The organism is Afipia sp. DC4300-2b1 (assembly GCF_049895725.1).
Taxonomy (GTDB): Bacteria; Pseudomonadota; Alphaproteobacteria; order Rhizobiales; family Xanthobacteraceae; genus Afipia; species Afipia broomeae.
The window spans coordinates 818285-840835 of sequence record NZ_JAFCSX010000002.1; the positions used below are offsets into that span (position 1 = coordinate 818285).

21 protein-coding genes and 1 tRNA gene are annotated in these 22551 nt (G+C 61.7%); 17 read left to right on the forward strand and 5 right to left on the reverse strand.

Going from position 1 to position 22551, the window contains the following annotated elements; translation table 11 throughout:
- Positions 1–95: 95 nt before the first annotated feature.
- Positions 96–1907 (reverse strand): carbamoyltransferase family protein, encoded by a 1812-nt coding sequence (locus ACP7AL_RS10700; RefSeq protein ID WP_425991150.1) that lies wholly within the window; start codon positions 1905–1907, stop codon positions 96–98.
- Between the two features lie 322 nt (positions 1908–2229).
- Between ACP7AL_RS10700 and ACP7AL_RS10705 the strand changes: the two genes are divergently transcribed.
- A complete protein-coding gene (locus tag ACP7AL_RS10705) occupies positions 2230–2541 on the forward strand; it encodes a hypothetical protein (RefSeq protein ID WP_425991152.1) in 312 nt (103 codons plus the stop codon).
- Positions 2542–2659: 118 nt separating this feature from the next.
- Here ACP7AL_RS10705 and ACP7AL_RS10710 read toward each other — a convergent pair whose 3' ends face one another.
- Positions 2660–3331 (reverse strand): TetR/AcrR family transcriptional regulator, encoded by a 672-nt coding sequence (locus tag ACP7AL_RS10710; RefSeq protein ID WP_006021098.1) that lies wholly within the window; start codon positions 3329–3331, stop codon positions 2660–2662.
- 260 nt (positions 3332–3591) lie between these two features.
- On the opposite strand from ACP7AL_RS10710, the gene ACP7AL_RS10715 reads away from it, so the two are divergent.
- The 5 genes from ACP7AL_RS10715 (at position 3592) to ACP7AL_RS10735 (ending at position 8320) form a co-directional block, all read left to right on the forward strand.
- Positions 3592–4818, forward strand: coding sequence for an acyl-CoA dehydrogenase family protein (locus tag ACP7AL_RS10715; RefSeq protein WP_425991155.1), 1227 nt, complete (start codon positions 3592–3594; stop codon positions 4816–4818).
- 27 nt (positions 4819–4845) lie between these two features.
- The gene (locus tag ACP7AL_RS10720; RefSeq protein ID WP_425991157.1) at positions 4846–5907 is read left to right on the forward strand and encodes a phosphotransferase family protein; all 1062 of its coding nucleotides are present in this window, start codon (positions 4846–4848) and stop codon (positions 5905–5907) included.
- A 73-nt stretch (positions 5908–5980) separates the two neighbouring features.
- Entirely contained in the window at positions 5981–6766 is a 786-nt protein-coding gene (locus ACP7AL_RS10725; RefSeq protein WP_425991161.1) for an SDR family NAD(P)-dependent oxidoreductase, read from the forward strand.
- A 9-nt stretch (positions 6767–6775) separates the two neighbouring features.
- Positions 6776–7513 (forward strand): histidine phosphatase family protein, encoded by a 738-nt coding sequence (locus ACP7AL_RS10730; RefSeq protein WP_006021094.1) that lies wholly within the window; start codon positions 6776–6778, stop codon positions 7511–7513.
- Between the two features lie 39 nt (positions 7514–7552).
- Positions 7553–8320, forward strand: a complete 768-nt coding sequence (locus ACP7AL_RS10735; protein WP_006021093.1) for an SDR family NAD(P)-dependent oxidoreductase — start codon at positions 7553–7555, stop codon at positions 8318–8320.
- Between the two features lie 107 nt (positions 8321–8427).
- Here the strand turns inward: ACP7AL_RS10735 and ACP7AL_RS10740 are convergent, their stop codons facing one another.
- The 3 genes from ACP7AL_RS10740 to ACP7AL_RS10750 form a co-directional block, all read right to left on the reverse strand.
- Entirely contained in the window at positions 8428–9645 is a 1218-nt protein-coding gene (locus ACP7AL_RS10740; RefSeq protein WP_425991164.1) for a serine hydrolase domain-containing protein, read from the reverse strand.
- Between the two features lie 174 nt (positions 9646–9819).
- Entirely contained in the window at positions 9820–11781 is a 1962-nt protein-coding gene (locus ACP7AL_RS10745; RefSeq protein ID WP_425991166.1) for a methyl-accepting chemotaxis protein, read from the reverse strand.
- Positions 11782–11877: 96 nt separating this feature from the next.
- Entirely contained in the window at positions 11878–13575 is a 1698-nt protein-coding gene (locus ACP7AL_RS10750; protein ID WP_425991168.1) for a sensor histidine kinase, read from the reverse strand.
- Positions 13576–13795: 220 nt separating this feature from the next.
- On the opposite strand from ACP7AL_RS10750, the gene ACP7AL_RS10755 reads away from it, so the two are divergent.
- The 11 genes from ACP7AL_RS10755 (at position 13796) to rplL (ending at position 22287) form a co-directional block, all read left to right on the forward strand.
- A tRNA-Trp gene (locus tag ACP7AL_RS10755) sits at positions 13796–13871 on the forward strand.
- A 285-nt stretch (positions 13872–14156) separates the two neighbouring features.
- On the forward strand, positions 14157–14351 hold the full coding sequence (secE, locus tag ACP7AL_RS10760; protein ID WP_024574987.1) for a preprotein translocase subunit SecE: 195 nt from the start codon (positions 14157–14159) through the stop codon (positions 14349–14351).
- 16 nt (positions 14352–14367) lie between these two features.
- Positions 14368–14898: a transcription termination/antitermination protein NusG gene (gene nusG / locus ACP7AL_RS10765; RefSeq protein WP_006021087.1), complete on the forward strand. Its 531-nt coding sequence runs from the start codon at positions 14368–14370 to the stop codon at positions 14896–14898.
- A 130-nt stretch (positions 14899–15028) separates the two neighbouring features.
- Complete coding sequence (rplK, locus tag ACP7AL_RS10770; protein ID WP_002712322.1) at positions 15029–15457, forward strand: 50S ribosomal protein L11; 429 nt, start codon at positions 15029–15031, stop codon at positions 15455–15457.
- Between the two features lie 5 nt (positions 15458–15462).
- Positions 15463–16152, forward strand: a complete 690-nt coding sequence (rplA, locus tag ACP7AL_RS10775; RefSeq protein WP_425991171.1) for a 50S ribosomal protein L1 — start codon at positions 15463–15465, stop codon at positions 16150–16152.
- Between the two features lie 87 nt (positions 16153–16239).
- The gene (locus tag ACP7AL_RS10780; RefSeq protein WP_425991173.1) at positions 16240–17187 is read left to right on the forward strand and encodes a 2-hydroxyacid dehydrogenase; all 948 of its coding nucleotides are present in this window, start codon (positions 16240–16242) and stop codon (positions 17185–17187) included.
- Between the two features lie 191 nt (positions 17188–17378).
- Positions 17379–17843 (forward strand): (2Fe-2S)-binding protein, encoded by a 465-nt coding sequence (locus ACP7AL_RS10785; RefSeq protein WP_425991175.1) that lies wholly within the window; start codon positions 17379–17381, stop codon positions 17841–17843.
- Between the two features lie 3 nt (positions 17844–17846).
- Positions 17847–20036 (forward strand): molybdopterin cofactor-binding domain-containing protein, encoded by a 2190-nt coding sequence (locus tag ACP7AL_RS10790; RefSeq protein WP_425991177.1) that lies wholly within the window; start codon positions 17847–17849, stop codon positions 20034–20036.
- Entirely contained in the window at positions 20033–20719 is a 687-nt protein-coding gene (locus ACP7AL_RS10795) for an Isoquinoline 1-oxidoreductase subunit (protein ID WP_425991179.1), read from the forward strand. The genes ACP7AL_RS10790 and ACP7AL_RS10795 overlap by 4 nt, the downstream gene beginning before the upstream one ends.
- Positions 20720–21338: 619 nt before the next feature.
- Positions 21339–21857 (forward strand): 50S ribosomal protein L10, encoded by a 519-nt coding sequence (rplJ, locus tag ACP7AL_RS10800; RefSeq protein ID WP_006021081.1) that lies wholly within the window; start codon positions 21339–21341, stop codon positions 21855–21857.
- Positions 21858–21909: 52 nt separating this feature from the next.
- On the forward strand, positions 21910–22287 hold the full coding sequence (rplL, locus tag ACP7AL_RS10805) for a 50S ribosomal protein L7/L12 (protein WP_006021080.1): 378 nt from the start codon (positions 21910–21912) through the stop codon (positions 22285–22287).
- The last annotated feature ends 264 nt before the right edge of the window (positions 22288–22551 follow it).

The following is a 22551-nucleotide window of genomic DNA, read 5'->3' on the forward strand; positions in this document are numbered from 1 at the left end:
GTCATACTAGGACGGAATCCGGAGGGCGCAATCGATACGTCCGGCTGGCGCCCGCTACCGCAGGGCACAAACGCACAGGCCGGCCGGGCCGGGCGTCACGCAGGCTTCATGTTCGCCATCACCATCGTTGCGACATCGGTATAGGTATTCACCAGCGGCCCGACGATCTTGTGCATCGCGTTCTTGGACACCAGCGTGTCGTGCATCACGAGGTGATCGATGCCGGTGGTCAGGAAGCAGATCACGGCGTCGCGCGGGGTCTCGATGATCGGCTCGCCCTTGACGTTGAACGACGTGTTGATGAGGACCGGCACGCCGGTAAGGGCGTCGAATTCCTTCAGCAGCCGGTAGAGTGTCGGATTGGTCTCCTCGCGAACCGTCTGCACCCGCGCCGTGCCATCGACATGGACGATGGCGGGAATCCTGTTGCGCCATTCGGGGCGGACGTTCTTGGCGATCAGCATGAAGGGCGAGTCTTCCTCGCCCTCGAAGATTTCCTTGGCGCGCTCGTAGAGAACGATCGGTGCGAAGGGGCGGAACGGCTGGCGATGCTTCACCCGGCTGTTCAGGATGTCCTTCATCTCGGGCTTGCGCGGATCGGCCAGCAGGCTGCGATTGCCCAGCGCGCGCGGGCCGAACTCCGAGCGGTCCTGAAACCAGCCGATCACCTTCTGGTCGGCGAGCAGTTTTGCGGTGTCGCGAGCGATGTTGTCGCTTTTCGTTCGCGTCGTCTGAATGCTGACGAGCGGTTTTGAGATCGCGTCGCTCACCTCCTGATCGGAATAGCGCCGGCCGACATAGGAATGATCCATCACAAATGAACGCGGTTGCTTGAGGATTTCCAGCCAGCCGTAATAGGCGCAGCCGATCGCGATGCCGTCGTCGCCTGCGGCCGGCTGAATCCAGACATTCTCGAAGCCCGACTCGCGGGCAACGCGGCCGTTGGCGACGCAGTTCAGCGCGACACCGCCCGCGATGCAGAGATTTTTCGCACCGGTGGTCTCGCGCAGCCACGCCGCGCGGGCGAGCAGCACCTTCTCGGTATCGTCCTGAACGCGCCAGGCGAGATCCTCCCAGTGCTTCATCAGCGGGCTGGTCTCCCATTTCTCGCCGATGTCCGCGATGTAGGGCTTGTTCAGTTCGGAGGTCCAGCGCGGGACGGTGAGGACGTTGTCCTTGATCTGCATCAGCGGCTTGACGTTGCCGTGCCGTCCGTAAGGGGCGAGGCCCATCAGCTCGCCGCACTTGTTCCAGTCGCCGAAGATGTAGGTCGATGCGCGGCTGTAGAGCGCGCCGAGGCCGGGCATGTTGTAGAATTCGTCGCTGAGGAAGCCGCGATCGGGCTCCATCCAGACCTTCTTGAGGCATTCGAGCTTCGCGCCCGAGAATTTGTAGTAGCTCTCCGACTCGCGCGCCAACGGCGTCGCGGTGTCTGTGGCGGGAAACGGCTCATTGACGTCGGAGCGGTAGCTGCCGACGCCGTCGACAATCATGATCGCGCCTTCCTCGAAGGGGGAGACGGCGAACGCGCTGTAGGCGTGGGCGAGGTGATGCGAGATCGACACCACCTTGTCGGAGCGCGACAGGAAATAGGGATGGCTTTTGGCCTCCGCTCTCTCGTATTCCGGAAGAAAGCCCGGCAGGTCCTGGTAGAGCAGGCGGTCTTCCATTTCAGGAACCGGCAGGATGTAACAGTTGCGGACCACCAGATCGACGTCGTCGAGGGTGATGCCTTCGGCTTCCAGGCAGTAGTCGATGACTTCCTTGTAGAAGCCGCTGGCGTGCTTCTCGCGGGTGATGCGCTCCTTGGCTATCGCGTAAGCGATTTCGCCATCCCGCAGCAGACAGGCGCTCACGTCGTGGTCGTAGGTGTTGAGGCCGAGAACGTAAGTATGTTTTTTGGGCATGGACCAACTTTCGGAGCGGCGGGCTTAAACGCTTGGTGACGGAAAACGTTCGGATGGTTCAAATGTGTCTCGCAATTGCGAAGATATTTCGTTCAGCATGATGAACAACGGTTCAGCAAGAAGCGGGACGTACTCAGAATAGCGTGACGTGCGATGCATTGACCGGCGAGGCGAGATGATCCTAATCTGCTACCGGATGAATCGTGTAGAGTAGTCTTGTTTTTGACTATCTATTTTCCGAACGTGCCTGAACGGGACGCAGGCTCGCGAGTTGAATACGCGGAAGTGCTCCACGGCGTTTCCGGAAATGGAGGTTCTCTTTATGACTCAGATCAAGACACGTTCGAACGTCTTCAAACGTGCCCTGGCGGCGGCAGCGCTGGTGCTGGTATATTCGATCAGCTTCATCGGCACGTCGTTCGTTGTCGCGACCTCGACGTCGACCTCGGCGGAAGCCCGTGGTCGTGGCGGTGGCGGTCGCGGTGGTGGACGGGGTATCGGTCGCGGCCGTGGTCGTGGCGGCGGGTGGGCTCGTGGCCGCGGTCGCGGTTGGGGCCGTGGTCGTGGCTATGGCTTCATCGCTCCAGGCTGTTACTGGAGCCCGCGCTGGGGCCGGACGATCTGCCCGTACTGATCGGCGGATCGCTCGCTCACTGTGAACTGAAGAAATTGCGAGGTGCGACGGGTCTCCGTCGCACCTCGTTTCATTTTGGTGACGTTTTTTCTTTGTCTTCGGCCTGGGCCGGTTGCGATCAGGACTTTCGAAAGCCTGACGCGCGAACAAGAGGCGTCGCGGCATCGGCGCCGCCCACCAGTGCGTCTTTCGCAGTCGATACAATCCGCCGGATGATGTCGTCGACATCATTCAAGTCGCACAATCCGCCTGACAGCTTCTTCAGCCGTTCGCTGTCGGTCACGGTCTGCCGGATCATCGCCAGCGCGAAGTGCAGGCCCCAGTAGATATCGACTTCGTCGCGATGGGGCAGGGCGAGGCGCAATGCCGTCGCAAATCGCTGCAGGTGGCGGAATTCCTTATCCACGATCTTCTTGATCGGCGGCACGGTCTCGACCGAGGCGCGGGTCATGAAGCGGGCGGCGGCCGAGCGCTGCAAGTCGGGGCTGAGGCACCACCGCAGCGGGGGACCAACCAGCGCGCGCAAAATCGCCTCGACACTCGGACGGCCGCCGCCTTCCAGCTCCGCGGCTTTCAGTTCGGCAAACCGCTCGCGGTTCAGCACCGTGGTGCGGCTGATGAACAGTTCGGCGAGCAATTCGTCCTTGGACCCGAAATGATAGTTCACCGCGGCCAGATTGACGCCGGCGGCGGCCACGATGTCGCGCATCGTGACTTCGCCGAAACTACGCTCTGCCCAGAGCATTTCAGCGGCGGTGAGAATGGCAGTTTTCGTTTGGTCGCTCGACATAGAAGCCATGCAAAGTGAGAGATGCCATGCAAATGCGGAAAAGCTGTTCCGCGCTGCAAAATCATATCAAACATTTGTTTGATTGTCACTTGTCATTCAAACAAATGTATGAAATCAACCTAGCAGCAAGATTGCAGCGCGGCAAGCCGTTCACGCGAGGATCAGACAACGTCAACATTACTGACGTTGATGCCCGGGTGGACAGGTGGTCGCGAGTGTTGCAAGACCATTGTTAACTAACAACAAGAGAGGATCGTCCTATGGATTTCACAATGTCCGCGCGTCAGACCGAGTGGCGCAACCGCGTTATTGCGTTCATGGACAAGCATGTTCGCCCGGCCGCCCCGACCTACAAGGAACAGGATGCGAAGGGTGATCGCTGGAAAGTGATTCCGATCCTCGAAGAACTCAAGAAGAAGGCGAAGGCCGAAGGCCTCTGGAACATGTTCATGCCGCCGAACGAGCATGAAGACGACGAATTCCGCGGCGCGGGTTTGACCAACCTCGAATACGCGCCGCTCGCGGAGCAGATGGGCCACTTCTACTGGGCCTCCGAGGTGTTCAACTGCTCGGCGCCAGATACCGGCAACATGGAAGTGTTCATGCGGTACGGCACCAAGGAGCAGAAGCGCCAGTGGCTGAAGCCGCTGATGAACGGCGAAATCCGCTCGGCGTTCCTGATGACCGAACCTGCCGTCGCTTCGTCCGACGCGACCAACATCGAAACCAGCATCAAGCGCGACGGCGATCACTATGTGATCAACGGACGCAAGTGGTGGTCGTCGGGCGCCGGCGATCCGCGCTGCAAGATCGCGATCCTGATGGGCAAGACTGATCCGACCGCCGCCCGCCACCAGCAGCAGTCGCAGATTCTCGTTCCGCTCGACACGCCCGGCATCACGATTGAAAAGATGCTGCCGGTGTTCGGCTTCGACGACGCGCCGCACGGCCATGCCCAGATCCTGCTCGAGAACGTGCGCGTGCCGGCCAGCAACATTCTGCTCGGCGAAGGCCGCGGCTTCGAAATCGCGCAGGGCCGCCTCGGTCCGGGCCGCATCCACCACTGCATGCGCACCATCGGCGCCGCCGAAGAGGCGCTCGAGAAGATGGTCAAGCGTCTGTCGTCGCGCACCGCGTTCGGCAAGAAGATCATCGAGCAGTCGGTGTGGGAACAGCGTATCGGCGAAGCGCGCACCAACATCGAAATGACCCGTCTGCTCTGCCTCAAGGCGGCGGACATGATGGACAAGGTCGGCAACAAGGCTGCGCAGACCGAAATCGCCATGATCAAGGTCGCGGCGCCGAACGTCGCGCTCAAGATCATCGACGATGCGATCCAGGCATTCGGTGCCGCGGGTGTGTCCGACGAAGCCGGTCTCGCGAAGTCCTACGCCGGCATCCGCACGCTGCGTCTGGCGGACGGACCCGACGAGGTTCACAACCGGGCCATTGCACGGCTTGAGCTTCGGAAGTATTCCAATCACTAACTGAAATAGAAGAGATTGGGAGACGTCGTGGCTGAGCAGGTAAGGCAAGACGAGGATTACTCAGGCACAATGGAAGTCGAGGAACGTCATCGGATCGATGACGTTCGTCTCGATGCCTGGATGCGTGAGAATGTCGAGGGCTATCAAGGTCCTTTGACCGTTCTTCAATTCAAGGGCGGTCAGTCGAATCCGACCTACCGGCTCAATACGCCGACAAAATCCTACGTGATGCGACGCAAGCCGTTCGGCAAACTTCTGCCGTCGGCTCACGCCGTGGATCGCGAATTCAAGGTGATCGCCGCCCTGCATGCGCAGGGTTTTCCGGTGGCGCGCGCTTACGCGCTCTGCATGGACGACGCGGTGATCGGCGCGGCCTTCTACATCATGTCGATGGAAGAAGGGCGCGTGTTCTGGAATCCCACACTGCCGAGTCTCGAGCCCAAGGAACGTCACGCGGTCTTCACCTCGAAGATCGAGACGCTGGCGAAGCTGCACAGTTACGATCCGGAGAAGATCGGGCTGGGCGACTTCGGCAAGCCGGGAAATTATTTCGCGCGTCAGGTCGATCGCTGGACCAAGCAGTACCGGGCTTCTGAAACCGATCTGATTCCGGAAATGGAAAAGCTGATCGAGTGGCTGCCGAAGACCGTGCCGACGCAGAAGCGCGTGTCGATCGTGCATGGCGACTATCGCATCGACAACATGATATTCCATCCCATCCAGCCGAAGGTTATTGCGGTGCTGGATTGGGAGCTGTCGACGCTCGGCGATCCGATGGCGGACTTCGCCTACCTGCTGATGCAGTGGGTCATGCCGGGACTCGATGGCGCCGATTTCAAGGCGCTGAATATTCCGAGCATGGAAGAGGCGGAAGCCATCTATTGCGAGGCCGCGGGTGTTCCGCCGATCGAGAATCTCAACTGGTACTTCTCGTACAACCTGTTCCGGCTCGCGGGAATTTTGCAGGGCATAGCCAAGCGCATTCAGGACGGCACCGCCTCCAACGCCAAGGCTGATGCGTCGGCCGCGCGCCGCATTCCCCTGGCGCAGGCATCGTGGGCCTACGCCCAGAAGGCCGGCGCGAGCTGACGCGCAAACAAATCCGGCGTGACGCGCGGCAGCGCGCGTCCGCTCACTTCAAATCAAAAATCGGGAGAACGTCATGGGTCGCCTCGAGGGCAAGTCTGTCATCATCACCGGCGCGGGCAGCGGCATCGGCCGCGCGGCATCGCTGATGTTCACCAAAGAAGGCGCTAAGCTGATCGCGGTCGACAAGACCGAGGGCGTCAAGGAAACCGTCGAGCAGGTGCGCAAGGCAGGTGGCACCGCGGAAGCCGTGATGGCGGATGCAGGCCTTGAGGATGATGTGAAGGGTTTCATCGCCAAGGCGATCTCGGCTTACGGCAAGCTCGATGCGATCTGGGCCAACGCCGGCATCGGCGGCGGTCTGATCCCGATCGCCGAGCAGACGCCGGAGCATTGGCAGGAAGTTCTGCGCGTCAATCTGATCGGGCCGTTCCTCGCGGTGAAGCATTCCATTCCGCACATGGTGAAGCAGGGCCATGGCGCCATCGTCTGCACCGCGTCGGTCGCAGGCCTCAAGGCCAATGCCAGCGGTCATCCCTATGCGGCGAGCAAGGCGGGTGTCATCAGCCTGGTGCAGACCACGGCATACTCTCTCTCCGGCACCAATGTCCGCATCAACGCGGTGTGCCCCGGCCTGATCGAGACCGGCATGACCAAACCGATTTTCGACAATGCGAAAGAGCGCGGCACCGAAGGCAAGATCGGCCAGCTCAATCCGCTCAAGCGTCCGGGGCAGCCGCATGAACTCGCGGCAATGGGATTGTTTCTCGCCAGCGACGAAGCGTCTTACGTCAACGGCCAGGCGTTCCCGGTCGACGGCGGTCTGACCGCCTCGATGCCTTACGCCGGCAAGCCGATCTGAGTTGAAACAATGTCGAATGCACCCGCCAAGCCTTTTCTGGTCCAGCATGCCATTCCCGCCGGGGTGACATCGACACGCTGGTGGTGGGTGCGGCACGCGCCGGTTCGCACCGACGGCGGAAACATCTACGGCCAGTTCGACATCGATTGCGATTGCAGTGACAGCGTGGTGTTCGCGGGTGTCGCGAAATTCCTGCCGAGAGATGCCGTCTGGTTTTCCAGCAATCTGAAGCGAACCCATCAGACCGCCGCGGCGATCTGGGCTGCAGGGTTGCCGAAGCCGGATCAGATGCATCAGGACAAGGCGTTCGCCGAACAGGATCTCGGCGAGTGGCAGGGCATGAACCGCGCCGCGTTCTTTGCCGCGCGTCCGGCGTCGATCGCGAGCTACTGGTTCGCGCCTGCGCACGAGCGCGCGCCGGGCGGCGAGAGTTTCAACGATCTGTTCGACCGGACGGTGGCAGGCATCAAGCGCATCAACGCGGAGCATGCGGGCAAGGACATCGTGTGCGTCTCGCACGGCGGACCGATCAAGGCCGCGATCGCGCATGCGCTCGGGCTTGAGGCCGGCGCAGGTTTTGCCTTCACCATCGACAACTGCTCGGTGACGCGGCTCGATTATCTCACGAGCGACGGCCACACCGGCTGGCGCGTGCCGATGATCAACCAGCAGCCATGGATTGCCAGCCACGCCCACGATGCCATGCATCAGCCGGCGGGACCGGAAGTCACCAACAAGCTTGGATAACAATAAGCGGCAGCGCCGCACGCATAGGGAGAGAAGCGCATGACCTTGTTCGACATGACCGGAAAAACGGCCGTCATCACCGGCTCCACCAAGGGCATCGGCCGCGCGATTGCGGAGCGCATGGTGGAGCATGGCGCGCAGGTCGTGATCTCGTCGCGCAAGCAGGATCAGTGCGATCAGGTGGCGAAGGAAATCAACGACAAGTTCGGCAAGGGCAAGGCGATCGCCGTCGCTGCGAACATCTCAAGCAAGGAAAACCTCCAGAACCTGGTCGACGAGGCCAACCGCGCCTACGGCAAGATCGATGTGCTGGTCTGCAACGCGGCGTCGAACCCGTACTATGGGCCGCTCGCGGGTATCTCCGACGATCAGTTCAGCAAGATTCTCGGCAACAACATCGTCGCCAACAACTGGCTTATCAGCATGGTGGTGCCGCAGATGATCGCGCGCAAGGACGGCTCGATCATCATCGTCTCGTCCATCGGCGGCCTGAAGGGCTCGACCATTCTCGGCGCCTACGCGATCTCGAAGGCCGCCGACATGCAACTCGCGCGCAATCTGGCCTGCGAGTACGGCCCACACAACGTGCGCGTGAACTGCATCGCGCCGGGCCTGATCAAGACTGATTTCGCCAAGGCGTTGTGGGACAATCCCGATAACCTGAAGGCGTCCACCGCGCGTTCGCCGCTGCTGCGCATCGGCATTCCCGATGAGATCGCAGGCGCGGCGGTGTTCATGGGATCGGCGGCCGGCAACTTCATGACCGGCCAGACGGTCGTGATCGACGGCGGCGCGACGATTAGCTGATCGTCGATTCGTCATTCCGGGGCGCGCGACAGCGCGAGCCCGGAATCTCGTTGCGTGAATCTGGATTCCGGGTTCAACCCTGCGGGCTGCCCCGGAATGACAGCGGTTTATTCCACCGCTGCGTAGACGAGGCTGCGCACCAGCGTGCGGAAGTATTCGCGCTGGCCGGGACCCTGGCTCAGGAACAGCGCGAACAGGTCTTCCTTCGGATCGATCCAGAAGAATGTGCCTGCCATGCCGCTCCAGAAATACTGGCCGACGGAGCCGGCGAACGGCGCCATGCCTTCATCGGTACGGACGGCGAAGCCGAGGCCGAAGCCATGGCCCGCCGGCACCAGATGGCTTTCCACCTTGACGTTTGCAGCGAGGTGGTTCGACGCCATGAAGGCCAGCGTCTTGCGTCCGATCACGCGATTGCCGTCGAGAGCGCCGCCGCTGAGCAGCATCTGGCAGAAGCGCGCATAGTCCATCGCGGTGGAGACCAGTCCGCCGCCGCCGGATTCCATCTTCGGAATTTCCAGCGGATCGAACAGCGCGACCTTGTCGCCGGACCACGGATCGGCCGGGAAGGGCTGTGCGATACGCGACTTGTTGTCCTGCGCAGTGTGAAAGCCGGTCTCGTTCATCTGAAGCGGATTGAGGATGCGCTCACTGAGGAAAGCGCTGAGCGTCTTGCCGGAGACGACCTCGATGACGCGGCCGAGAATATCGGTCGAGCGGCTGTAATTCCATTCCGCGCCCGGCTGGCACATCAGCGGCATGCCGGCGATCAGCTTGGCGTGCTCTTCGTTGGTGATGTCGCGGCGGAAGACCTTCGCCTTCGCATACATCCGCTGCACCATCCCTGCGCCGGTGATCTCGTAGGAAATGCCGGAGGTGTGGCGCAGCAGGTCCTGAATGGTGATCGGCCGCACCGGCAGCGCATATTCCATCGCGCCGTTACGTTCGATGCCGACCTTCTGAGTGGCAAACTCCGGAATGTATTTGGCGAGGGGATCGTTGAGCAGGATGTAACCGTCTTCGACCAGCATCATGATGCCGAGCGACACCAGCGGCTTGGTCATCGAGAAGATGCGGAAGATGCTGTCGCGCGCCATCGTCGTGCTGCCGGCGGGATCCTGCTTGCCCTGCGCCTCGAACCAGCCGATCTGCCCGCGCCGCGCCACCATCGACACCACGCCGGGCGTCGTGCCCTTGTCGATCTCGCGCTGGAAGGCATCGCGCATCCGCTCCAGGCGCAGTGCGGAAAGGCCGATCGCTTCCGGTTTGGCTGAAGGAAGAGCAGGGGTTGCCTTGGCTGCGCTTGGCGTGGCGTGGACGTTCATGGAGCCTCCGGAGTTTTCTTGTTTTGCACAGGTTCCGGACATGACGGAACCGGCGGCGTCGCGGATGAGATTGATACAAAAATCCGCGGTTGAACAGGGCAGCGGAGCCCTGAAAGAAAAAAGCCGCCCCACAGAATGGAGCGGCTTCAAGTCACCGTAGAAATTCGGCCTGGCTTACGCCGCCCGGACCTCGCGCAGGAAGGCGTCGACCTGTGCCTTCAGCGTTTCGCCGTTTTGTGAAAGCTCGGCGGCGGATGAAACGACCTGATCGGCGGCGACGCCGGTCTCGCGTGCCGCATCGCGGACGCCGACGATGTTGGCCGAAACTTCACCCGTGCCCTTCGCAGCTTGCGAAACGTTATGCGCGATCTCGCGGGTGGCCGCGCCTTGCTCTTCAACGGCGGAGGCAATCGCGCTCGCGATCTCGTTGACCTTGCCGATGGTGCGGGTGATGCCGTCGATGGCTTCGACCGAGGTTCGCGTTGCCGACTGGATCGCGCCGACCTGCGCCGAAATCTCGTCGGTCGCCTTCGATGTCTGGCTGGCCAGCGCTTTCACTTCGGATGCGACGACCGCGAAGCCGCGCCCGGCTTCGCCGGCGCGGGCCGCTTCGATGGTTGCGTTGAGGGCGAGCAGGTTGGTCTGCGCGGCGATCTCGCTGATCAGTTTCACCACGTCGCCGATCTTCTGCGCGGCCAGCGCCAGGCCCTGAACTTCGGCGTTGGTCTGGTTCGCTTGCTGAGCAGCATGACCGGCAACCTGCGCGGATTCATTGACCTGCTGGGCGATCTCGTTAATCGAGGCGTTGAGTTCCTCGATCGCTGCGGCGACGGCCTGCGCATTGGCCGATGCCTCTTCGGACGCGTCGGCCACCGCCGTCGTCTGCTTGGTTGCTTCCTCCGCGGTGCGGGCCATGCTCTCAGCGGTGTTGCGCAACTCGGTCGAGGCCGCGCCCACGGCATTCACGACACCGCCGACGCCGGTTTCAAACCGCTCTGCCAGCGCGAGCACGGTGCTGCGGCGTTCTTTCTCCGAGGCAATGCGCTGGTCTTCCTGTGCCGCCCGCAACCGGCCGGTCTCGACCAGACTGTCCTTGAACACCTCGACCGCGCGCGCCATCGAGCCGATTTCGTCGCGGCGATTTCCGCCGGGCACAACGACTTCGTGCTGGCCTGATGTGATCGCGCGCATCGCGCCCTGAAGCGCGACGATGGGGCGCGCCAATCCGCGGCCCACCCAGGCAGCGATCAGGATCGCGATCAGGACGGCGGCAACAGCGCCTGCTGCAAGCCACTTGGCGGAGTTCGAGGCGAGTTCTTCATAGTCCCTGGTGTTGCGGATGATCTCGACCACGGCAACAGGCTGGCCCGAGAAATTCTTGAGCGGACCGAATGTCGTGGCTGTCGGCTGGCCGTCCAGTGTGCCCGTGAGGAAAATGGATTCCCCTGTCAGGGCGCGCTTCAGAGTGGCGGGCGAGGCGGTTGCGGCCTTCACCGTCGACGCGAGAGTCTGCACCTTGTCGTCGTTGATCTGATGGATGGCGACATCGACACCGAAGCGCGACTTCATCGACTTCACGAAGGTCTCGCCGAACGGCGCGCCGACGTCGACCGTGCCGAGCAGGGTCTCGCCATCCATAATCGGCGTCGCGCCGAAGATGTTGAGAACGTCGCGGCCGGCTTCGACACCGCCGATCGGCTTTTTCGTCGCGAACGACTGAACGATCATCTTGCGGCGGGCAGTGACGTCGTCGCCGAATGCCTTCGGATTGTGAACCCGGGTGAGGGCGACGCCCGGCGGTATCTGGATGGTGATCAGCTCAATACCGAGCGGCTTGATGTCTTTCAGTGTCTTGTCGAGCAGCGCGTTGATACCTGCGCGGTCCTGCGCGCGGATCATAGGCTTCAGTTCGGGCATGTTCGCCACGGTGTTGGCCACCGCCTGCACGGCGCGCGTATCGGACTCCATGGCGCCGATCATGTTCGCGTAATCGGATTGCAACTCGCGATGGAGGGCGAGATCGACGGCCGTGTTTTGCCGCCAGAGGCCGAATGCGGCCAGCCCTGCGCAGGAGGCGGCCGCCACCAGTGAAATCGCGATCATTATCCGGGCGGAAACGGACCAAAGTTTGCGCATCGTGTCCCCAAAAAATCCTGAGCCATGACAGAGAATTCTGTTGGGGAGTTTTTACGAACTTTGAATCAACGCCGGGTTAAGACCCTCGTTGGCGGCTCATTCAGCCGCTGAGGGTGTCTCGTTCGCCTGGTGGCGCGGCTCGGAGGAGGGCGCCACCATGCTCAAATGGAAGACGAGACCCGAGGGCGGATAGCGGAAATTGCAGTCGCCGCCGAGTTGCCGGCTGAGGTTTGTGATCAGACGCGTGCCGAAACCTTCTTCTGCGGGTGGTGTCACGGATGGGCCTCCGCTCTCGCTCCAGATCAGGCTGACGATCGTGCCCCTCGGGTCGTCGCGGGTCATCCAGCCAATGGTGACGCGGCCGTTTTCGTTCGACAGCGACCCGTATTTGAGCGCGTTGGTGCAGAGTTCGTGGAGGATCATCGCCATCGGCACGGCGGTCGTCGGCGGCAGATCGACCTCCGGTCCCGAGATTGTGACGCGATGTCCGCGATCCTGATGCAAAGGCGCCATCGCGGCTTCCGCGATTTCCGACAGGCCTGCGTGTTGCCAGTTCTTCCGGGTCAGGAGGTCATGGCCGCGCACCAGAGCCTGAAGGCGCTCGTGAAACTGGCGCAGCGCTTCGGGCCCCTGACTGTGGCGAAAGCTCAAGCTCGCTATCGACTGCACGGTGGCAAGGGTGTTCTTCACACGATGGGCAAGCTCGTGAACCAGAATCTCGCGCCGTTCTTCGGCGGTCGCGCGTTGCTCTTCGCGCATCGCGTTCTCGTCCATCAGCCGGTCGAAGGTCTGCCCGAGAACGCCGATCTCGTCGTCGCGGCCGACGATGCCGGTTCGCGCGGCATCGTGACCGCGCCGCCAGGCCTCGGCCGTCGCCACCATGCGCATCAGCGGCCGGCGGATAATGCTCTCGCCGACCAGCCAGGCCAGCAGGAACGCGACGGCGCTTCCGAGCGCGAATAGCGCGATGCTGTTGCGGACGGCGCGATCGATGGGCCCGAACGCTTCGCTGTGCGCGATGCCGCTGCTGACATAAAGGCCGAACGGGGTCGCCGACGCGGGGAGGAAGCCGATGATGCGCGGCACGCCGTCGATCCCGACAATGTCGTCGGTTCCCGGCGCGGACATTCCGATCCTGCCGAGGCTATCGGTCAGTTTCGTGCCGACGAACTTTTCAGGCGCGGGTTCGCGCGAAACCACGATGCCGTTGCGGTCGGCGATCAGGATGGTGCCGCCGCGCGGGACGCCGCGCTCCTTCAACTGCTGCCCGAGCCATTCCAGGTTGAGGCCGGCCACCACGGCGCCCTCGACCCTATCGTCCCGGATGATAGGGACTGCCATCGGAATGATGTTGCGGTCCGAAATCCGGCTGACGGTAAAGGGACCGATTGCGAATTTCTTCTGATCGACGGCCTCGCGGAAGTAGGTGCTGTTCGAAAGATTGGGCGAGGCGAGGCTTGGCTCGCTGAAGCAGCGGATATTGCCGTCCAGACCGACGATAAGAAGAGAGGTCAGCGGCTCGACATGCGGACGGACCCGCACGACATAGTCGGTACATGCGGTGCTGTTGAGCCGGCTGACCTCGTCTGCCTCCGCTACGGCGCGAAGTGAGGCCTGGATGCCATCGAAAATCTGGCCGACTTCGGAGGCGACGACCTGTGCGTTGCGCAGCGCGTCGCCCCGGACCTCGGCATAGCGCGTATTGCGCAGATCGAACGCGCCGTAGGCGACTGCGGCAAGGCCGGGCAGGGATGCAACAAGAGTAAGCGCCAGCAGCCGATGGGTGAGCGACATGCGGCGTATGGCGTTGCGAAGCGGCAAACCGTTTTCATCCCCACCGGTTGAGCTTTTAGTTAATGTACGCGGCACATCCGATGGCGGCAATCGCCAGAAAGCGGGTTCCATCAGCAGGTTAATCGGCAGGAATTGTCCTGAAATTCTCCGAGAAATCAGTCAGAAATCGCCGACAGGGGACGTGACGCCGCAAAGATCGTTCGCTATAGAGGCGGCATACAGGGGTGTAGCTCAGTTGGTAGAGCATCGGTCTCCAAAACCGAGGGTCGCAGGTTCGAGTCCTGCCGCCCCTGCCAGATTTGACCGTATAAATACGCGTTTCTGGCCCTTGGCCCGCTCCCCGAACCTTGACCTGACGCCCGTCCCACAGTAGATAACGGCACCTGCTGCCGGCCCGCTTTGACGGATATCCGGCGCGGCATTGTAATCCCCGGACAATCGAGCCCGCTTGGCGCTCATCCTTCAAACGAGGGTTGGGCGCAATAAACATTGGCGTGCGAGGGCTGTCCGGATTCCTGAAATAACTGAAATCACGCCAGGATACGACGTTTTCCCGGCATTATGGATGCGGACCTCAGACGATGGCTCTCAGCCCGTTCAAATTTCTGCAGGAAGTGCGCTCGGAGACCGCGAAGGTCACCTGGCCGACCCGCCGCGAGACCATGATCACTACGATCATGGTGTTCATCATGGTCGCGGTGTCCTCAGTGTTCTTCTTCGTCGCGGATCAGATCATCCGCGTCCTGATTACTTTCCTTCTCGGCATTCAGGCCTGAGCGCGGAACCGAAACAATGAGCATGCGCTGGTATATCGTTCACGCCTATTCGAACTTCGAGAAGAAGGTCTCCGAATCGATTCGCGAGCAGGCCAAGCAGCGCGGACTTGAAGATCTCTTCGAGCAGGTGCTGGTGCCGACCGAGAAGGTCACGGAAGTCCGCCGCGGCCGCAAGATCGACGCCGAGCGCAAGTTCTTTCCGGGCTACGTGCTGGTGAAGATGAACCTCACCGACGAAGCGTTTCATCTCATCAAGAACACGCCCAAGGTGACGGGCTTCCTCGGCGCGGAAAACAAGCCGATGCCGATTTCGGAAGCCGAAGCCATGCGCATCCTGCATCAGGTGCAGGAAGGCGTGGAGCGTCCGAAGGCGTCGGTGTCGTTCGAGATCGGCGAGAACGTGCGCGTGGCCGATGGCCCGTTCGCCTCGTTCTCCGGCGTGGTCGAGGAAATCGACGAAGCGCGTTCGCGCGTGAAGGTCGCGGTGTCGATCTTCGGACGTGCGACGCCGGTCGAACTGGAATTCGGTCAGGTCGAAAAGGTCTGATCGTTTCCGCCATCATCTGATGGCGGTGAGAATGCCGTGGGAGGAGACAGCCAGTCGCCAGCTGCCTGTTGAACCGCACCACGGTCCTAAGAAGGTCCGGAATGGTCCGGATCGTTTGAAGGAGTAAAGTATGGCTAAGAAAGTGACCGGATACCTGAAGCTTCAGGTCCCGGCCGGTGCGGCGAACCCGTCGCCACCGATCGGTCCCGCGCTTGGTCAGCGCGGCCTCAACATCATGGAATTCTGCAAGGCGTTCAACGCGCAGACGCAGAAGGAAGAAAAGAACACCCCGATCCCGGTGGTCATCACCATCTATGCGGACCGGTCGTTCACGTTTGAGATGAAGACCCCGCCGATGTCCTACTTCCTCAAGCAGGCGGCGAAGATTCAGTCCGGCTCCAAGGCGCCGGGCCGCGACGTCGCAGGCAAGGTGACCAAAGCGCAGGTGCGCGAGATCGCCGAGAAGAAGATGAAGGATCTCAATTGCGATACCGTCGAAGCGGCCATGAAGATGGTCGAGGGCTCTGCCCGTTCGATGGGTCTCCAGGTGGCGGGGTAACGATCATGGCTATTGGCAAGAAACTTGCGAAGGCCCGTGAGGGTATCGATCGTGAGCACCTCTATCCGCTCACCGATGCGGTGAAGATGGTCAAGGAACGCGCTTCGGCGAAGTTCGACGAGACCATCGAGATCGCGATCAACCTCGGTGTCGATCCGCGTCACGCCGACCAGATGGTGCGCGGCGTTGTCACCCTGCCGAACGGCACCGGCCGCACGCTGCGCGTCGGCGTGTTCGCGCGCGGCGCCAAGGCTGAAGAAGCCAAGGCCGCGGGTGCGGACGTTGTCGGCGCTGAAGACCTCGTTGAAAAGGTCCAGGGCGGCGCGATCGATTTCGATCGTTGTATCGCAACCCCTGACATGATGCCGCTGGTCGGCCGTCTCGGTAAGGTGCTTGGCCCGCGTGGCATGATGCCGAACCCGAAGATCGGCACCGTGACCATGGACATCGCCAACGCCGTCAAGGGCGCCAAGGGCGGTTCGGTCGAGTTCCGTGTTGAGAAGGCCGGCATCGTGCAGGCTGGCATCGGCAAGGCGTCGTTCTCGGAAGAGAAGCTCGTCGAAAACATCAAGGCGCTCGCCGACGCAGTCGTGAAGGCGAAGCCTGCCGGCTCGAAGGGCACCTACGTTCAGCGCGTTGCGGTCTCCTCGACGATGGGTCCGGGCGTGAAGGTCGAGCCGGGCAGCCTGCACTGACAGGCAACGGCTTGTGAATGATTTGAAGGCGGAACAGGGATAACACCTGCTCCGCCTTTTTCTTTGTGCTCCAGTGGACGTTCAGCAATGGCCCAACAAGTCCTGATCTATTCACAATTTCCCAAGGCGCTGATGGTGCGTATCGGCGAGCGTTACGACCTGCTGGACGGCAAGGGCATGCCGCCGATCGAGACATTTACGGCAGAGCAGTTGAAGCCGATCCGTGCTCTGATCACGGCAGGAGGGCAGGCAATACCCGCAGCAGTGCTGGATACGCTGCCGTCACTCGGCGCGATCATCTGCTATGGCACCGGCTATGACGGAGTGGATTTCGCCGAGACGAAAAAGCGCAACATCGTCGTCGGCCATTCGCCCGCGGCGAACGCAGCCTCGGTCGCCGATCTCGCGGTGACCTTGATGCTGGCGACGACCCGGCGACTGATTCCTGCGGATGCCTATGTGCGCAGCGGCGGATGGTCGGGAAAGCAGCCGTCGCCGTCGATGCGGCCAGGTCCCGGCATGACCGGCCGCAAGATCGGCATTTATGGGATGGGTGAGATCGGCCGCAAGATCGCAGCACGCTGCGCGGCGTTCGAGACCGAAGTCGCATACTACAGCCGCAGCAGGCATGATGTGCCTTATGGCTATCACACGAGTCTGGCGTCGCTGGCCGAATGGTCCGACATTCTCATGGTGGCGGTGCGCGCCGGCAAGGATACCCAGCACGCCGTCAACGCGGATATTTTGAAGAAGCTCGGCCTGCAGGGCACCGTCGTGAACATTTCACGCGGGTCGGTCATCGATCAGAAGGCGCTGGTTGCTGCACTTGAGAGCAACGCGATCGCTGGCGCGGGTCTCGATGTTTATGAAAAAGAGCCGCACGCGCCGGACGCGCTGACGAAGCTACCCAATGTCGTGCTGACGCCGCACATCGGCGGGCACACGGTCGAGTCACATATCGCCATGCAGGACTGCACGCTGGCCAATCTCGATGCCTTCTTTTCAGGCAGGCCCCTCCGCTATCCGGTTGCGTGAAGCCGGAAAAATAAAACTGTCATCATCTGTGTCGCGAATGCTGACATATGTAAGAAGCCGCAACGCAAACTGCGATGCTTCGTTCCTCGCGCAGTGAAAAATTTGTGTCGCCGCAGCGCACATTTGTTTGATTGCTGATTAGAACGAGTCGAATGTAGTGTTCGCCCTCGAATTTCCGAAGGAGACCCGCGATGGCGGCATTCGTACTCAAGATCAACGGCGGCGAACATCGTGTGGATGTCGACCCGCAAACACCTCTTCTCTGGGCAATCCGTGACGGCGCGGGACTGATGGGCACCAAGTACGGCTGCGGTGTCGCGCAATGCGGCGCATGCACGGTGCATCTCGATGGCCAGCCGGTACGCTCGTGTTCAATGCCGGTCTCGGCGGTGGGCGCCAGCGAAATCACAACTATCGAAGGCATCAAGAGCCGTGAAGCCCAGGCTGTGCAGAAGGCGTGGGTCGCGCTCGATGTGCCGCAATGCGGTTACTGCCAGTCCGGACAGATCATGAGCGCGACGTCGCTGCTCTCGCTCAATCCGAAGCCGACGGACGAAGATATCGATCTCGCAATGAACGGCAACATCTGCCGCTGCGCCACCTATGTCCGGATTCGCGCCGCGATCCACGACGCCGCCAAGTCGCTGGAGGGCTGAGCCATGAACGTTCACATCAAAGACACAGTCACCCGCGCATCCGCTCTCTCGCGCCGCTCGCTTCTGAAGGCGGGAGCGGGACTCGCGATCGGCGTTTATATCGCCAGGAGCGGCAAGGCTTTTGCGCAAGCGCCAGCCGCAGCACAGGTCAACATTACGCCGAATACGTTCCTGATCATTAATCCCGACGACACGGTCACTGTGCTTTGCAAGCACATCGAGTTCGGTCAGGGACCTTTCACCGGCATGGCGACGCTTGTCGCCGAGGAATTGGACGCAGACTGGTCGCAGATGCGCGCCGATCATGCGCCGTCCAATCCGGTTCTCTACAAGAACCTGCTGTTCGGCGTGCAAGGCACGGGTGGTTCGAGCGCTATCGCCAATTCCTACGAGCAAATGCGCAAGGTCGGAGCGGCTGCGCGCGAAATGCTGGTGGCTGCGGCCGCCAAGGAATGGAACGTGCCCGCCGCCGAGATCACGGTCGAGAATGGCGTGATCAAGCATCCGTCGGGCAAGCAAGGCCGGTTCGGCGCGTTTGCCGAGAAGGCGAACCAGATGCCGGTGCCGGCCGATCCGAAACTGAAGGACCCGTCGCAGTTCAAGTTCATCGGCAAGGAAGGCGCGACCAAACGCCTCGACAGCGCCGAGAAGTCGAACGGCACGGCAGTGTTCACGCTCGACATCAACGAGCCGGACATGCTGACTGCGGTGATCGCGCGCGCGCCGCGCTTCGGCGCCACGGTTGCGTCATTCGACGCGACGGCGGCGAAAGCCGTGCCCGGCGTCGTCGATGTGAAGCAGGTGCCGACTGGTGTTGCGGTTTATGCCAAGGGCTTCTGGCCGGCCAAGACGGCGCGCGATCTTCTGAAGATCACATGGGACGACAGCAAGGCCGAGAAGCGCGGCACGCAGCAACTGCTGAGCGAGTTTCGCGATCTGTCGAAGACGCCGGGCAAGACCGTGAAGACGGAGGGTGATTTCGAAGCCGAAGCCGCCAAGCCGGGCGGCCGCGTCATCGAAGCCGAATTCGTGTTTCCATATCTGGCCCACGCGCCGATGGAGCCGCTGAATGCGTTCATCCACTGGCAGGGCGATACGGTTACGTCGCGCTATGGCAGCCAGTTCCCGACGCCGGATCACGCGACCATCGCGAAGATTCTTGGCGTGCCGATGGAGAAGGTCTCGCTCAAGACCATTCTCGCGGGCGGCAGTTTCGGGCGGCGGGCGCAACAGACGGTGCATGTCGCGGCTGAACTCGCGGAGGTGGCGAAAGCCATCGGTCCCGGCAAGCCGATCAAGCTGGTCTGGACCCGCGAAGACGATATGCGCGGCGGATATTATCGTCCGTTCAGCGTGCATCGCATGCGCGGCGTGGTGCGCGATGGAAAGATCCAGGCCTGGAGCGACACCATCGTCGGCCAGTCCATTATGAAGGGATCGCCGTTCGAGGCGATGACCTTCAAGGATGGCCTCGACTCGACGGCCTATGAAGGCTCGAACGAAATCCCGTACGAGGTCGCCAACTTCAAATGCGACATGCATCAGGTCGATGTCGGCGTGCCGGTGCTGTGGTGGCGTTCGGTCGGACACACCCACACAGGTTACGCAGTCGAAGCCTTCGTCGACGAGTTGCTTGAGGCGGCAGGTAAGGACCCCGTCGAGGGACGGCTCGAACTGATGAGCAAGAAGCCGCGCCATGCCGGCGTGCTTCGTGCGGTCGCGGAGCTGGCGGACTGGAAGAATGCGAAGCTTGAGCCTGGCCGCGCGCGCGGCGTCGCGGTGGTTGAGAGCTTCAATACCTTTGTCGCGCAGATCGTCGAACTGTCGATGGAGGCGGAAGGTCCGAAGGTCCACAAGGTCTGGTGCGCGGTGGACTGCGGCGTCGCCGTCAATCCGGACATCATCCGCGCGCAGATGGAGGGCGGGATCGGGTTCGGTCTCGGTCATGTCCTCTATGCCGACGTGCCGATGGAAGATGGCCGCGTGGTGCCGGGCAATTTCGATGCCTACCGGTCGCTTCGCATCAACGAGATGCCGGCGATCGAGGTCACCATCGTCAAGTCGAGCGAGAAGCCGAGCGGCGTTGGTGAACCCGGCGTGCCGCCGATCGGTCCTGCGGTCGCCAACGCAATGGCCAAACTCGGTCAGGTGCGTCCGCGGCAACTGCCGATCGTACCGGGAGCATCGGCATGAAGTTGCTCAGGCAAGGAGTCCTTAGACAAGGAGTTTTGGCGCTTGGAGCGGGCGTCTTCGCCGCAACGTTGCTTGCGTTCGCGGGACCCGCATTTCGCGGCGAGGCGGATGCGGCGATGGAGCCGCCGGTCAATCCGGTCAAGCTGAAGCCGGTGTCGGCGTTTGGCGATATCAAGAACCCGAACGAGCGCGCGGTCGCGCTGTTCGAGGAGGCCGGCAAGGTGATCATGTCGCCGCGCTGCATGAACTGTCACCCTGCGACGGAGCGCCCGACGCAGACAGACAAGATGAGACCGCATCAGCCGCTGGTGGTGCGCGGGGAAGGCGGCATGGGCGCGGCGGGCGGTCTTGCCTGCAACACCTGTCACCACGAAACCAACTTCGATCCCGCCGGGGTACCGGGTCATCCGCAGTGGCATCTCGCCCCGCTGGAGATGGCGTGGCAGGGCAAGTCGCTCGGCCAGATCTGCGAGCAGATCAAGGATCCGAAGCGCAACGACGGCAAGGACATGGCCGCGCTTGTGAAGCATATGGCCGAGGACAGTCTGGTCGGCTGGGCTTGGGCACCCGGTGCCAATCGCACCCCGGCACCCGGAACCCAGAAGGAATTCGGCGATCTCATCAAAGCCTGGGCCACGGCAGGTGGCGCATGTCCGAAAATAGTAGGGAACACAAGAGGTTGAGGTTCAGTCCGCCTGCCGCTATGCTTTGAGGGTGCCTGAAGCATAGGCAGGCGGGCGGCTTCTGGCCCGAAAAATGCTTATGGAACTCAGAATCCCCTTGGCAACGCGTTCCTGACCCGTTAAACATTCCTTTCCGGGCGTGCTGGCTATCGCTGGCGCGTCTGTGCTCGTTTTCCGAAAATCAAACCAATAGGAGTCCATTCCTCGTCGATCATTCCGCATGGATTGCTCACAGGAACGGAAAGCCCTTTGTTTTGACAGAAGAAAACGGGTGGGGAGCTGTTCCGGCGAAAGCCGGATGAAGCTTCCATCCTGTCCAAGACTGCAGGTGCCTTGCCTGATCCCTCGTGGAAACGGCTTCGCTTAATCTCCTGCACAGACGGGTGAAAACCGGATTTCGTGACCCACCTCCGATTCGGCGGTGGCTGCGGGTTTGGTTCGAACCTCGACACCTCGTTCCGGCGAGCCGCAAGGCAGACCAGGGCGAGAGGGCAGGCTTCCAAAATGTCGTCGTGCCCGACGTGTTGAGAGATGAAATGTCTCGAGGCCAGCGGGCAGGACGATCGGTGCAACCCGGCGGTTCTGTCTCAAGCGGACCGCCAACCGGAAAGAGCTTGCTGTGGAACGAGCGGCAAAAAAAGAGGCGGTCGAAACGCTGAACGAGGTCTTCAAGACCACGGGCGTTGCGGTCGTTGCTCATTATTCCGGCCTGACCGTTGCCCAGATGCAGACTCTGCGGACGCAGATGAAGCAGGCTGGCGCCTCGGTAAAGGTCTCGAAGAACCGTCTCGCCAAAATTGCTCTTGAGGGCACGGATGTTGTTTCCATCGGCTCCCTGTTGAAGGGGCCGACCGTGATCGCGACTTCAAACGATCCGGTAGCAGCACCGAAGGTTGCCATCGAATTCGCCAAGGCGAACGAAAAGTTCGTCATCCTTGGCGGCGCGATGGGAACGACTGTCCTGAATCCCGACGCTGTGAAGGCGCTTGCCTCGCTGCCGTCGCTTGATGAACTGCGCGCGAAGATCCTCGGCCTCCTTGTGGCGCCGGCGACCAAGATCGCTCAGCTCTCCACCGCGCCTGCTGCGAAGCTGGCCCGCGTGGTTCAGGCCTATGCCTCGAAGGGTGAAGCGGCGTGACGCCATTCTCCATCTCAACTGGTTCGAACTGATACGCTGAAGGAAAGTTAAAATGGCTGATTTGCAAAAGATCGTGGACGACCTCTCGAGCCTCACGGTTCTCGAGGCTGCTGAACTCGCGAAGCTTCTCGAAGAGAAGTGGGGCGTTTCGGCTGCCGCCGCTGTTGCGGTTGCTGCTCCTGCCGCTGGCGGCGGCGGTGCTGCTGCCGCTGAAGAGAAGACCGAGTTCTCGGTTGTTCTCGCTTCGGCTGGCGACAAGAAGATCGAAGTCATCAAGGAAGTCCGCGCCATCACCGGCCTGGGCCTCAAGGAAGCCAAGGACCTCGTCGAAGGCGCACCGAAGCCCGTCAAGGACGGCGTTGCCAAGGACGAAGCCGAGAAGATCAAGGCTCAGCTCGAGAAGGCTGGCGCCAAGGTCGAACTCAAGTAAGTCGTTATGTTTCCCGGCCGGTTCTTCGGGACCGGCCGGACACTTTAATGTGTGACGGTTCGATGATTGACCCCTCGAATCGCCGCGAAGACCGCCTACATAGGCGGAGGCACGAAAGGACGGATCGCCCTTTGAAACCCGGATCGATTTCAAGGCGGGACGTTGGGAGACGAGATATTTCGGGCTTTAACAGGCCGTAGAGTTGTTTTGACGGGCAGAGCGCCACCAGCGCTCCGCGCGTCATTTTGCGTCTTGAGATTCGGA